This is a genomic window from Leeia aquatica (assembly GCF_012641365.1).
Taxonomy (GTDB): Bacteria; Pseudomonadota; Gammaproteobacteria; order Burkholderiales; family Leeiaceae; genus Leeia; species Leeia aquatica.
The window spans coordinates 1,238,133-1,251,102 of the sequence record NZ_JABAIM010000001.1 but is presented as its reverse complement, the minus strand read 5'-3'; the positions used below and the strand labels follow the sequence as shown (position 1 = coordinate 1,251,102).

Sequence of the window (12,970 nt, the reverse complement as noted above, 5' to 3'; positions counted from 1 at the left end):
TGGCAACGGCATGGTCGCCTGCAGCAGGCGGGCGTTTGAGACCAGTGTCGCCCTGTTGCAACACGCCGTACGACGGGCCGTGAATTCAGTTCAGGTGGGCCTGCGGTCTGGCGCAGACTGTGGCCTTTGCGAATGGCAAAGATACAGGAGCAGGGTGCATGACATTGCAAATCGAAGTCTGTCTGGATTCCGTGGCGTCGGCTCGGGCGGCTGCAGCCGGGGGGGCGCAGCGGGTGGAGCTGTGCGACAACCTGCTGGAAGGGGGCACCACCCCCTCTCTGGGCATGATCCGGGCAGTGCGCGAAGCCGTTGAACTGGGCCTGATGGTGATGATCCGGCCACGCGGCGGTGATTTCTGCTACAGCGAGGATGAATTCCGAGCCATGTGCCTGGATGTGGAAGCCGCACGGCAGGCCGGGGCGAACGGGGTGGTGTTCGGTATCCTGACACCGGAAGGCGATGTGGATGTGACGCGCTGTCGTATCTTGATGGAGCAGGCTGGCGGCTTGCCGGTGACGTTCCATCGTGCCTTCGACATGTGCCGCGACCCATTTGCGGCGCTGGATGATTTGATCGAACTGGGGGTGTCCCGCGTGCTGACCTCCGGGCAGGAGGCCAGCGCCTTTGAAGGTGCACCCTTGCTGCAGCAGCTGCTGGTGCGGGCGGCAGGGCGCATCAGCATCATGCCGGGCGGGGGTGTAGAGCGTAGCGCGCCACGGCTGTTACCGCTGCTGACCGGCTATGGCGCAGGCATCAGCGAAATCCACGTGGCCGCCATGGGGTGGTGCGATAGCCCGATGCAATATCGTAATCCGCGCGTATTCATGGGTGGCAGCTTGCGCCCGCCGGAGTATGGCCGCCCGGAAACCAGTGCGGCTTCCTTGCTGGCCTTGCGGGAGGCCCTGCGCTGAGCAGTGCGGGGCGCGTCACAACGCGCCCCCTGCGTTAACGGCGGCTGGCGCGGATGACACCCGGCACGCTGGAGAGCTGCGCCAGCAGGTGGCGCAGTTGCTCCAGGCTCAGGATCTCCACGGTAAAGCGCAGGGTGGCGCCGCCTTGGTGGGACAGGGTCTGCGCCGCTGTAATATGGGTCTTGTCGCGGCTAAACGCTTCTGACACGTCACGCAGCAAGCCATTACGGTCCTGTGCCTCCACCACCACGTCTACCGGGAAGCGTGCGTCGCGCAGCTGGCCCCAGTTGGCGGCGATCATCCGCTCCGGGCAGCTGGCGACGAGTCGTTCCAGCGCCTTGCAGCCTTTGCGGTGGATGGAGATGCCGCGCCCTCGCGTGACATAGCCCACCACTTCGTCCCCCATCACTGGTTTGCAGCACTTGGCCAGTACCGTCATCAGGTTATCGACACCCTCGATCAGGATGCCTTGGGCATTGTCACCCGCCTTGCTGCGGCGGATCAGGTCTTCTACCGTGACGGTGGCCTCTTCTGGCTCGCTGCTGGTGACCGGCAGGGTCTGGATGGCATCGCCCAGCGCCTTCGGTCCCAGCTCGCCGCGTCCGATGGCGGCAAACAGGTCTTCCGGCTTGCGGAATCCCAGGCGGCCAGCCAGGGTTTCCAGTTCCAGATGGCTGTGGTGCTTGAGGCGAACCTTCTCGTACAGCTGCCGACCTTGCTCGATCAGCACGTCCAGATGCTGCTGCTTGAGCCATTGCCGCACCTTGGCATTGGCCTTGCTGGACTTCAGCAAGCCGTGACGCAGCCAGTCGAGGCTGGGGCCACCCTCCTTGGCGGCCAGAATCTCCACGCGGTCGCCATTCTGCAGCGCGTAGGTCAGCGGCACGATATGACCGTTGACCTTGGCGCCTCGGCAGCGGTGGCCAAGGTCGGTATGCAGCGCGTAGGCAAAGTCGATGGGGCTGGCCCCACCGGGCAGGTCGATCACCCGGCCTTGCGGAGTCAGCACGTAAACGGTGTCGCGGAACAGCTCGTTCTTGAACTGCTCCACCAGCTCGGGTGGGCCTTCATCGCTGCTTTCATCCTCATGGCCGATTTCATCGCGCCACGCCAGCAGTTGCCGTAGCCAGGCGATCTTTTCTTCGTAACCGGCGTCCCCACGCCCGCCTTCCTTGTATCGCCAGTGGGCCGCCACGCCCATCTCGGCATGCTGGTGCATGTCGAAGGTGCGAATCTGCACTTCCATGCCTTTTTCCTGCGGCCCGATGACAGCGGTATGCAAGGAGCGGTAGAAGTTGCCCTTGGGGTGCGAGATGTAGTCGTCGAACTGCCCCGGGATCGGTCGCCACAGGTGATGGACGATGCCGAGAATGGTGTAGCAGTCGCGAATGGTGGGTACCAGAATGCGCACGGCACGGATGTCGTACAGCTCGTGGAATTCCAGCCGCTTCTTCTGCATCTTTTTCCAGATGCTGTAGATGTGCTTGGGCCGCCCGGCAACATCACCTTCAATGCCCGCTTGCGCCAGCTCATGCCGTAGCTGGTTGAGCACATCGGTGATGTAGGCTTCCCGCTGCAGGCGTTTTTCATCCAGCAGCTGGGCAATCTTCTTGTAACGGGCGGGCTCCAGATAGCGGAAAGAGAGGTCTTCCAGTTCCCACTTCACCTGCCAGATACCCAGCCGGTTGGCCAGCGGAGCAAACAGGTCCATGGTCTCGCGGGCAATGTGAACCTGTTGTTCCGGGTCGGCATACTTCAGGCCGTGCATGGTCTGGGTACGCCAGGCCAGCTTGACCAGCACCACCCGCACATCCTCCACCATCGCCAGCATCATCTTGCGCATGACTTCGATCTGCTGACCGGCCAGGCGGGGGTCGCTGCGGTTGCTCTCGGCCAGCAGGGGGAGTTGGCGCACCTTGCTCAGCCCGTCGATCAGCTTGTGCACATCGGGGCCAAAATCCGCCAGCGTCACTTCCCAGTTGACCAGATAGTCCGGCGCCGCAAACAGCAGGGCTGCCGCGATGGCCTCGTGGTCCAGCCGCAGGTCGGCCACCATCATGGCGGTGGCCACCGCATGCTGCAGCAGGGGCAGGGTGGTGACCGGGTGCAGATGGTCGCGGTACAGGGTTTCCGCCACCTGCGCCGCGGCTTCAATGGTGGCACGCTCCGCCGGGGTGAAGCGCTCCTCCAGCGCCGCCAGGCGCTCTGCCAGGGCCGCCGATAGTGGCTGCTCGGAATGGGCTAAAGGGTGTGCAACAGAAACCATGTTTGCCAGCTTCAGATATCAGGTTCAGTGCCGGTCATCCGGCTCGAAAAACAGCCATTGTACTTGCGGGAACGCCTGCCGCAGCTCCGCTTCTACCGTGTTGATGGCGCGGATCATGGCATGCTGGTCCGTGAATTCGGCCATTTCAGCCTTGATGGCCAGCATGCAGCGGTTGCCCAGTTGCAGGCTGATCAGGTTCAGCACCTGCTTGATCTCGCCACGCGCCTTCAACCACTGGCGAATGTCTTCCTGTTCACGGTCTTCAATACTCTGACCAATCAACAGGCCCTTGATTTCCACCCCGATGAACACCGCTACCGCAATCAGCAGCACGCCAATCATGATGCTGCCCAGTGCATCATAGACCGGATTGCCGGTCAGCAGGGTCAACACGATGGCGATGAGCGCAAAAACCAGGCCAAATAGCGCTGCGACGTCTTCTCCCAGCACCACAATCAGCTCACTTTGCCGGGATTCACGCGCCCAGCGCCAGAGAGAGCGGCGACCGCGTGCCTTGTTGATCTCTTTCAGGCAGCCCGCCAGCGACAACGCTTCGGCAATGATGCTGAAGGTCAGGATGCCGATGGCCACCCATGGCCAGGACAGCGGTTCCGTGCTGTGCAGCTTGTGCCAGCCTTCATAGATCGAAAACATGCCGCCGACGCTGAACAGCATCAAGGCCACGATGAAAGACCAGAAGTAGATGGCTTTGCCATAACCCAAGGGGTGATCCGAAGTCGGTGGGCGCTTGGCTGCTTTCAGCCCCCACAGCAGCAAGCCCTGGTTGGCACAGTCGGCAAACGAGTGGATGGCTTCGGCCAGCATCGACCCGGAGCGGGTGATGACGGCGCCTACCAGCTTGGCAACGGCAATCGCCAGATTGGCGGTCAGCGCATAGATGATGGATTTGACGGAGTCAGCCTGGTGCGACATGGAGGGCCTTTGCTTTAGGTCAGGGTGGAATCATTGCAGGGTACGCGGTCCTGCCGGATAATGCACTGCAGCATAAGCAGTGGTGTACCGTTTCCCCGTATTCTAACCAACTTCGGGACATGAACATGCGGCGTGTGATTTTCAACCAGAAAGGTGGCGTCGGCAAATCCACCATCACCTGCAATCTGGCAGCGATTGCTGCGTCGCAAGGCACCCCGACGCTGGTGGTGGATCTGGACCCGCAGGCCAATGCCAGCCATTATCTGCTGGGGGAGGCCGCCGCGACGGCACTGCCCGGTCTGGCCGAGCTGTTTGAGCAGGTGCTCAATGTCAGCCTGTTCCAGAAACCGGCGCAGGCGTATGTCCACCCCACGCCCTTTCCAAATCTGTTCGTGCTGCCGGCACATCGTCGGTTGGCGGAGCTGGAAGACAAGCTCGAAGCCCGCTACAAAATCTATAAACTGCGTGATGCGCTGGCGTCGCTGTCCGATACGTTTGCACAAGTCTATATGGACACCCCGCCGGCCCTGAATTTTTACACCCGCTCGGCGCTCATTGCGGCAGACCGTTGTCTGATTCCATTTGATTGTGACGCCTTCTCCCGGCAGGCCTTGTACCAGTTGCTCGACAATGTGGCTGAGCTGCGGGATGACCATAATCCTGATTTGCAAGTGGAAGGCATTGTGGTCAATCAGTACCAGCCTCGCGCCAGCTTGCCGCGTCAGCTGGTGGAAGCCCTGCAGGCGGAGGGCTTGCCGGTGCTGCCAGTACGGCTGGGCAGCTCTGTGGTGGTACGTGAGTCGCATCAGCTGTCATGCCCCCTGATCAACCTGCAGCCACAGCACAAGCTCAGCCAGAGCTATCTGGAACTGTATCAAGGTTTGACACAAAACCCGCGCTGATCCTGATTCGGCAGTTGCAGATTTTCCAGAGCCGCCTATACTGGAATTCGCCCGCTTTTGATTCGGCTGGTACACCGGATGCCTTGTGGTGACCATTTTATGCCGTTGTTTTTATATGGAATTTGTGGCGTGGAGCCATCCGTAACCTCGTCCTCATGAAGGGTGGGCGATGTGCGAGATGATGCAGAATACAAATCGTTATTGATTGCAAGAGAACGTATCCATGCCCTCCGCTGCACCTGAACGAGGTGCCCGAACCCTGACAGGGCACATCATCCGTGCCAATCATCCGACGCGGCCACTGGCATTGTGGTTGTCTTACTCCTTGCCCAAGCCCGGAAGCTCGGCGGATGGCGAGCTTTCTGTGGCCTTTTTTGACGGGGAGCGCAATTCGGTGTGGCGGGGGCGTTTGCCGGTAGCGGCGGATTTGTGCGCGATCGACTATGAGCAGGAGCGCCTGCAGATGGATCGCGCAGTACTGGGGCTGGATCACCTGAGCGGGGCGGCGCCCGGTGTGGGCTATCAGCTGTCCTGGGAGCTTAGCAGTCACCCGCTGGCCGATCAATTGCCTGCACCAGCGGCGCTGCCGGATGGCAGCAGTTATAGCCCGCCACATTTGCTGTTCAACGGCATGCTGTGGCTGGATAACGAGCCAGTTGAAGTCAAAGGTTGGCTCGGCAGTCGCCTGGATGACCAGGGGCTGAAGATGTTTGAGCGGCAGGCCTGGGCGCAGGTGGTGGGCTTTGACAACAGCAACCATGCTTATCTGGAGTGTTCCACGCAGAAGCTGTCCCTGGGCAAGGACTGGGCGCCGTGGATGAGTGTGTTCACCTTGCACTATGCCGAAGCCGTGTATGTGATCAATGTGCTGGCAGATGGCATCCGTGAAGACAGCCATTCCGGGCTGGTGGTCTGGAGTTTTGACGTCCGCCAGTCCGGTGTGCGCATACACGGTCAGATACAGGCCCAGCTGCCGCTGTTTGCCCGCTTCAGCTACCCGGTGGCCGGCCATCCCCACACCTGCCTGCATACCAAACTGGCCAATTGCATTGTGACCCTGGTGCGGCCCGGCAAGCCGCCGGTCACGCTGTCTACCCTGCATCGCGCTTCGTTCGAGGTGCGGGCCGATCAATACTGCAATGGCTGCCTAGTGGTCAACCGCATGCCAGTATCGGCGGTGTGAGTCCAGCCAGCCCTGAGGTTGCAAGTCCTGACCATCCAGCTTCAGTTGAATGGCCCCCTGCAGATCGGTGCGCCAGCTTGGCACGCTTTGTTGATGGAAACGGGCCAGGGTATCCGGGTGAGGATGGTGGAAAGCATTGCCATAGCCTGCACTGAAGATAACAGCCGCAGGGGCCACGGCCTGAATCCAGTCCGTACTGGAAGAGCGTTTGCTGCCATGATGGCTGGCCACCAGCACGGTGCTGTGTAACGGCACGCCTGAGGCAATCAGTGCCGTTTCCCCGTTCTGCTCCAGGTCTCCGGTCAACAGCACCGAGCCAAAAGCCCCTGTGACCCGCAGTACACAACTACGCTGGTTGTCGGTCCATTCTGGCGAAGAATGGGCGGGCGGCCACAGGATGGCGAAATCTACGCCGTCCCACTGCCAGTGTTGCCCTGCCTGGCAGTGGCGAAACGGGCGTGGTCCTGCGACATCCGGTGGTGACGCCATGCTGGCCAGCAAGCCCATGGTCGGCAGGCCTTGCAGCAGTTCACGGCTGGCGCCGGTATGGTCGTTGTCATCATGGCTAAGCATTAACAGGTCCAGTCGACTGACGGCCTGTGAACGGAAATAGGGCAACAGCACCCGCTCACCGTTACCACGTGCACCGGTATCGTACAGCAGGTCATGCGTGGCCGTTTGCAGGTGCACGGCCAGCCCTTGCCCCACATCCAGTACGCTGAGGTGGATGGCGCCGGCTGCCGGACGCAGCTGATCGGACCAGAATAGCGGCAGCAGTAGCAGGAAGCCCATGCCGCGTCCCGGCCAGCCACGTGGCGCCAGCAGCAACAGCCCCCCCGCACCAGCCAGCAGCGTGGTCAGCACTCCGGGGGCCGCGAGGCTCAGCGTCGCCAGCGGCCATTGCGCCAGCACTGCCAGCACGTGGAACAGGCCCTGTGCCAACATGGCGGTACCCTCGGCCAGCATGGGAAGCAGCAGGCTGGCAATCGAGAGCGGGGCCAGTAACAGGCTGACCAAGGGGATGGCCACCGCATTGGCAACAGGCGCAATCAGGGACAGCAGCCCAAACCCGTACACCAGCAGTGGCAGCATGCCGGCAAACATGGCCCATTGGCTACGCAGGGCGCTGTACCACCGCCCTGGCTGACGACCACTGCCATGCCAGACCAGCAAGGCCACTGCGCCAAATGACAGCCAGAAGCCACTGGAGAGCACGGCCCAGGGATCGGTGATCAGGATGACCCACAATGCCACCGCCAGACTGTCGGACACATGGTAGCGTCTGCCACGGGACAGCATCCAGCAAGCCACAAGCAGCATCAGCCAGGTGCGCTCTGCCGGTATGGCCAGGCCGGAGAGGGCGGTATAGACCGTGGCAGCCATCAAGCCCAGCCACAGACCAACCTGCTGCGCTGGCAGGCGGGCTGCGGCAGCCGGCATGCGTCGCCATACGGCGCTGCCCAGCAGGCTGGCCAGCCACGCAAACAAGGTGATGTGCAGTCCGGAGATCGAGACCAGGTGGGTGACCCCGGTTTGCCGATACACCGCCCACTGGTCTGCCGGAATCAGGCTCTGATCCCCCAGTGACAGCGCCACAATCAAACCGCGTTGCGGGTGGTTGCCCAGTTGATCCAGCAGGCGTTGGCGCAAGGCCTCACGCCAGGCATTCAGTTGCGCGCGGAGCGGCGGTGTCAAGGCTGATGTCCGGCGCTGGGCCGTCTTCGGGTCCAGATAGCCGCTGCGGTAGAGACCATTCGCCCAGTAGTGGGCCGCCAGATCGCTGCCACCCGGGTTATACTGACCGTGTACCGGGCGCAGGCGGGCATCGAAGCACCAATACTCTGCGGCATGGGGTGTGGCCGGCTGAAGGGTACTGCCGCCCAGGTACCAGCCGATGCGCAAGGGCGCGTGGTCTGGCAGGGGAAGCCGGGCATCGGGTTGCAGGGTGAACCACAGGGTTTGCTGGCGCAGCTCGGGTAAATCCAGCACGGTGCCGCATACCGGGTAATGCTGTGCGGTCGCTGGCCAGGCGGATTGGGCGGCAGCACGAGGCAGTGCCCAAAGGCCACTGATGGCGAAGCCCGCCAGCAGGCAACCCAGATAGCCGCAGACGGGATACCGTCGCCACAGGCACAAGCCGGGCAGGGCGAGGGCCAGCAGGCATAGCAACAGGCTGAGGCTGGGCAGCGCAGCCAGTTGCTGCAAACAGACCACGCCGATCAGCCAGGCCAATACCCCCACCCGCATGAAGGTTCCTTGTTGGAAGAGTGTGATGAATCACGATGTTAACGCAAGCCTGCCACTTGAGGCGGCCTCTGAACAGCTTTCGGCTGCTGACCTGTTGGCGGAACGCTATGGCTTTGTCTGCCGCCCCCGACGGGATGAGGCGCATAGCTTGTGGCTGGATGCGCAGGGGCTGGCCTTGCTCAGCCACGGACCTCAGGCCCCCGGCCCGCTGCGGGTCGATTTTGTCGCGGGGGCGGCGGCACATCGCCGCAAGTTTGGCGGTGGACGAGGCCAGGCGGTGGCCAAGGCCATTGGATTAAAAGGCACGCAGACCTGCCGGGTACTGGATGCGACGGCTGGCTTAGGGGGAGACGCCTTTGTGCTGGCCAGCCTCGGCTGCGAAGTGCAGATGTTTGAGCGCGTGGCGGTGGTGGCTGCACTGCTGGAGGATGGTCTGTTGCGTGCGGCAGAAGATCCAGAGGTCGGGGACATTGTAGCCCGCATGCAGCTGCAATATGGTGATGCACTGCAGCTGCTGCGCGAACAGCCGGATGCTGCCTTTGATGTGGTGTTCCTCGATCCGATGTTCCCGGAGAAGCGAGGGACAGCACGTGCCCGCAAGGGCATGCAGGTGTTTCAGCAACTGCTGTCCGGTGATCCGGACGCCGATGGTTTGCTGCTGGAGGCGTGCCGGGTGGCGCGCCGGCGTGTGGTGGTGAAGCGTCCCAAAGGGGCGCCCTGGCTGGCCGACAGAGCTCCTTCGGGTGCCATTGGTGGTGACAGCACCCGGTTCGACCTCTACCCTGCATTGCCCGCCTGACCCCAGCACAGCCCGATCCGGTCTGCTAAGGTAAAAGTACAGCAGCGTCCCGGGGAGAGCAGGGTGGGCGGTCATGTAGGGCTGATGCGGCCAGGCATCTGGCTGATGCAGCAGGTGCGCTATCCCGTCAAGTTTCTGACGGTGATGGCCTGTATGCTGCTGCCCATGCTGCTGCTGACGTGGCAGCTTTGGCAGTCTTCGGTCGAACGCAGCAATACCCTGATCCAGGAACAGCAAGGTATCGCCTTGTTAAAGCCGCTGAGCCAGATCGAGAGCAATTTGAGTGGTCTGGCCTTGCTGACCCTGCCTGGCGTTCCCGTCGCCCGGCAACGTGAGCGTTTCCTGCCGCTTCAGTCCGCCTTGGCACTGTGGAACAAGGCACTGGATCAAGTGGGGCGCGACCGCTACATTGCCGCTGCGCGTGGCGAGCTGCAGACCCTGGATGCATTCCGGCAGGATTTGCTAGGGCAGCAGCTGGAGACGGCCGAGTATCGCGTCAACAGTACGCCACCCGCCATCCAGGCGATTCGTGCCGATATCTATGAGCGATCGGGCCTGGTGCTGGAAAACAGCATGCTCCGCTTCTCGCTGGGCCAGCAAGTGGTGGTGCTGCATCCTTACTATCAGACACAGCTGCGTGCCGTGGCATACCGTTTGCGCCCCCTCTCCAAAGCCATCCCCGAGCATGAGCTGACCATTGAAGAGCTGGGCGCCATGCAAGATCTGCTGGATCGCTGGGCCGATAGCTTGCCGATCCTGAGCAACAGTTATGAGCGCAGCACCGATGAAGCAGACCGGGATCGCATGGACCGGGATGACCGGCGCATGGCCGCCCAGGTGCAATTGTTGCGTGAGGTCCTGCAGCGCCTGCGCAATGAGGACCGCTTGACGGATCGAGTGTTGCTGCGCGGCATGCAGCCTGTCTTGAACAGCATGTGGCGGATTGCCGATGAGGCGTGGCAGCGCTCTGTGCGCACGCTGGAGACGCATCTGCAAAGTGCACTGCACAGTGAGCGTCAGCAGCAATGGGCGCTGCTGGGGCTGGTGGCGTTTTCCCTGGCACTGGCGGCTTACCTGTTTCTGGCCTTTTACCTCTGCACCATGCGCGACATTCACCAGCTGGAAGAGGCCACCGCCCGCTTGCTGGCATCCGGCGGCGGCGGCGGTGTCAATGCAGCCGATTTTCGGTTGACCAGCCAGGATGAGCTGTCGCGGGTGAGTGCCGCCTTTCTGGAATTCGCCTACTCGTTGACCGAGGAAAATGTACGACGACGGGATATGGAAGCCAGTCTGCAGCAGGAGAAAGTACAAGCCGAGAACGCCATACAGCAGCTACGGGAAGCTCAGGACAGCTTGCTGGAGTCCGAACGGCTGGCCTCGCTCGGCGGACTGGTGGCCGGCGTGGCGCACGAGATCAATACACCAGTGGGGGTGGCTTTGACGGCAGCATCGCACCTGAGTGAAACCGTCCGCCGGATGCGAGAGTTGGTAGATCAGGGCGCGGTGCGGAAGTCGGACCTCACGCAGTTCATGCAGCAGGTGGAAGATACCGCATCGCTGATTTCCAGCAACAGCTTGCGTGCGGCGGATCTGATCCGGGGCTTCAAGGAGATTGCGGTTGATCAGACCAGCGAAGTCCGGCGCAAATTTGATTTGCACGACTATATTGAAGAGGTGCTGGACAGTTTGCGACCACACTACAAGCGGCGCCCGGTGCACATCACGCTGGATTGCCCGGAGGGCTGCGAAATGGACAGCTATCCGGGCGCGATTGCACAGGTGCTCACCAACCTGGTGATGAATGCACTGATTCATGCGTTTGAGCCCGAGCAGGATGGTGCCATCCTGATCCGGGTCACCCTGCCGGATGAGGAAAGGATACGCCTGCAGTTCATGGACAATGGCAAAGGTGTGGCACCGGAGCATGTCGGCCACCTGTTTGATCCGTTCTTTACCACGCGGCGTGGTAGCGGGGGCAGCGGGCTGGGCCTGAATATTGTGTATAACCTGGTACGTCGCCGCTTGGGGGGCAGTATTGAGGTGGACAGCACGCTGGGGCAAGGCTGCCGCTTCACCATGCTGTTACCAAGGGTGGCGGGGCAAGGGGAGTAACATGAGTATGCCGGATGAGGACGACTGGCTGATTGAGGATGAGGAGCCCGGTACCACGCTGCTCGGGCCTTCCTCATTGCCCTGGGTGATCCTGATTGTGGATGATGAGCCGGACGTGCACAGCGTGACACGGCTGGCCATGCAGGGGGTCAGCTACAAGCGGCGCAATCTGCAGTTCATCAGTGCTTACTCGGGGGCCGAGGGCTTCGAGGTACTTTCCAGTCGGGACGATGTGGCGCTGGTGCTGCTTGATGTGGTGATGGAAACCGACGATGCCGGTCTGCGACTGGTGCGGCGTATCCGTGAAGAGCTGCAGAATGCGCTGGTGCGCATTGTGCTGCGCACGGGGCAGCCCGGTCAGGCACCAGAGCAGCAGGTCATCACCGACTACGACATCAACGATTACAAAGCCAAAACCGAGTTGACCAGCCAGAAGCTGTTCACCACTGTGATTGCCTCTTTGCGCGCGTATGAGAGTCTGCTGTCCATTGAGCGCAGCCGCCAGGGCCTGGGCAAGATTCTGGATGCCTCGGCAAACCTGTACCAAAAGCACTCACTGCGGGAGTTTGCCTCCGGGGTGCTGCGCCAGATCAGTGGCATTCTTGGCTTTGGCGCCGATGGGGTGCTGTGCGTTTCGGTGCCCCCGCCGATACCCGGCAAGCATCAACCGCTCAGTGTGGTGGCGGCAACAGAAGCCTTCGAGACCTTGCTGGATACGCCTGACCCGCATATCCGTGAAGATGCCGAAGCCTTGATCCAGACAGCCTTGCAGCAGCAGGCCCACCAGTTTGCCGAGGACTGGGTGGCCTTGTACATCGCCACCGAGAATCAGCGCGAGTACGTGATCTGCTTTGCGCCACCCTGGCCACTGGCCATGCTGGAGCAGCAATTGTTGCGGGTGTTCTGTGACCGTATCTCGGCTGCGTTCGACAATCTCTACCTGTATGAGCAACTCAAGCGGGCACAGACGGCGACGGTGGTGGCCTTGGCAGATCTGGCCGAGTTCCGCGATACCGATACCGGAGAGCATGTGCTGCGGGTACAGGGCATGACCGATGCCATTGTGGCCGAGCTGCAGGCGCTTGGGTACTACAGCGAGCAGCTGACGCTGGCCTTTGTCGAACAGGTCGGCATGGCCAGCATCCTGCACGATGTCGGCAAAGTGGGGACTCCGGATCATATCCTGTTCAAGCCGGGCAAGCATGATGAGCAGGAACGGGGCGTGATGCAGCAGCATGCGTCCACCGGTGGCTCCATCCTGGGCAAGGCCAGCGACATGGTCGATGGGGTCAGCTACCTGTCGCTGGCGTGCGAGATTGCGGGCAATCATCATGAGCATTGGGATGGCAGTGGTTACCCGCAGCACTTGCAGGGTGAGGCGATCCCCCTGTCTGCGCGTATCGCGGCGGTATCCGATGTGTTTGATGCGCTGATGCACAAGCGGCCCTACAAAGAGCCCTGGACGCTGGAGGCTGCCGTGCAATACATACAGGCACGCGCAGGCAGCCAGTTTGATCCCAAAGTGGTGGAGGCCTTCCTGCAGGTCATCCATGATCGGTTCCCGGATCTGGATCTCTCAGTGAACTGTTGAAGCAGGATAATGCGATGAGTTGATTC

General features: G+C 61.7%; 9 protein-coding genes. 6 read left to right on the top strand and 3 right to left on the bottom strand.

Annotated elements, in window-relative coordinates; all coding sequences use genetic code 11:
- Positions 1-158: 158 nt before the first annotated feature.
- A complete protein-coding gene (locus HF682_RS06400; protein WP_168876373.1) occupies positions 159-911 on the top strand; it encodes a copper homeostasis protein CutC in 753 nt (250 codons plus the stop codon).
- Positions 912-945: 34 nt separating this feature from the next.
- Here HF682_RS06400 and HF682_RS06395 read toward each other — a convergent pair whose 3' ends face one another.
- Positions 946-3,177 (bottom strand): RelA/SpoT family protein, encoded by a 2,232-nt coding sequence (locus HF682_RS06395; RefSeq protein ID WP_168876372.1) that lies wholly within the window; start codon positions 3,175-3,177, stop codon positions 946-948.
- A 24-nt stretch (positions 3,178-3,201) separates the two neighbouring features.
- Complete coding sequence (locus tag HF682_RS06390) at positions 3,202-4,110, bottom strand: cation diffusion facilitator family transporter (RefSeq protein WP_168876371.1); 909 nt, start codon at positions 4,108-4,110, stop codon at positions 3,202-3,204.
- A 125-nt stretch (positions 4,111-4,235) separates the two neighbouring features.
- Between HF682_RS06390 and HF682_RS06385 the strand changes: the two genes are divergently transcribed.
- Together HF682_RS06385 and HF682_RS06380 are read left to right on the top strand one after the other, a co-directional pair.
- On the top strand, positions 4,236-5,012 hold the full coding sequence (locus HF682_RS06385) for a ParA family protein (protein ID WP_168876370.1): 777 nt from the start codon (positions 4,236-4,238) through the stop codon (positions 5,010-5,012).
- Between the two features lie 223 nt (positions 5,013-5,235).
- Positions 5,236-6,195: a hypothetical protein gene (locus tag HF682_RS06380; RefSeq protein ID WP_168876369.1), complete on the top strand. Its 960-nt coding sequence runs from the start codon at positions 5,236-5,238 to the stop codon at positions 6,193-6,195.
- Here the strand turns inward: HF682_RS06380 and HF682_RS06375 are convergent.
- Positions 6,160-8,442, bottom strand: a complete 2,283-nt coding sequence (locus HF682_RS06375) for a DNA internalization-related competence protein ComEC/Rec2 (RefSeq protein WP_168876368.1) — start codon at positions 8,440-8,442, stop codon at positions 6,160-6,162. The two genes, HF682_RS06380 and HF682_RS06375, sit on opposite strands and share 36 nt — an antisense overlap.
- A gap of 25 nt (positions 8,443-8,467) precedes the next feature.
- Between HF682_RS06375 and HF682_RS06370 the strand changes: the two genes are divergently transcribed.
- The 3 genes from HF682_RS06370 to HF682_RS06360 all read left to right on the top strand — a co-directional run bounded on the left by HF682_RS06370 (position 8,468) and on the right by HF682_RS06360 (position 12,944).
- Positions 8,468-9,241, top strand: coding sequence for a class I SAM-dependent methyltransferase (locus HF682_RS06370; protein ID WP_168876367.1), 774 nt, complete (start codon positions 8,468-8,470; stop codon positions 9,239-9,241).
- 63 nt (positions 9,242-9,304) lie between these two features.
- Complete coding sequence (locus tag HF682_RS17990) at positions 9,305-11,353, top strand: sensor histidine kinase (protein WP_168876366.1); 2,049 nt, start codon at positions 9,305-9,307, stop codon at positions 11,351-11,353.
- A 1-nt stretch (position 11,354) separates the two neighbouring features.
- On the top strand, positions 11,355-12,944 hold the full coding sequence (locus HF682_RS06360; RefSeq protein WP_168876365.1) for a DUF3369 domain-containing protein: 1,590 nt from the start codon (positions 11,355-11,357) through the stop codon (positions 12,942-12,944).
- Positions 12,945-12,970 lie beyond the last annotated feature (26 nt).

Coding starts and splice junctions, on each gene's coding strand:
- HF682_RS06400 (WP_168876373.1), top strand. CDS start 159: ATGACATTGCAAATCGAAGTCTGTCTGGATTCCGTGGCGTCGGCTCGG.
- HF682_RS06395 (WP_168876372.1), bottom strand. CDS start 3,177: ATGGTTTCTGTTGCACACCCTTTAGCCCATTCCGAGCAGCCACTATCG.
- HF682_RS06390 (WP_168876371.1), bottom strand. CDS start 4,110: ATGTCGCACCAGGCTGACTCCGTCAAATCCATCATCTATGCGCTGACC.
- HF682_RS06385 (WP_168876370.1), top strand. CDS start 4,236: ATGCGGCGTGTGATTTTCAACCAGAAAGGTGGCGTCGGCAAATCCACC.
- HF682_RS06380 (WP_168876369.1), top strand. CDS start 5,236: ATGCCCTCCGCTGCACCTGAACGAGGTGCCCGAACCCTGACAGGGCAC.
- HF682_RS06375 (WP_168876368.1), bottom strand. CDS start 8,442: ATGCGGGTGGGGGTATTGGCCTGGCTGATCGGCGTGGTCTGTTTGCAG.
- HF682_RS06370 (WP_168876367.1), top strand. CDS start 8,468: ATGAATCACGATGTTAACGCAAGCCTGCCACTTGAGGCGGCCTCTGAA.
- HF682_RS06360 (WP_168876365.1), top strand. CDS start 11,355: ATGAGTATGCCGGATGAGGACGACTGGCTGATTGAGGATGAGGAGCCC.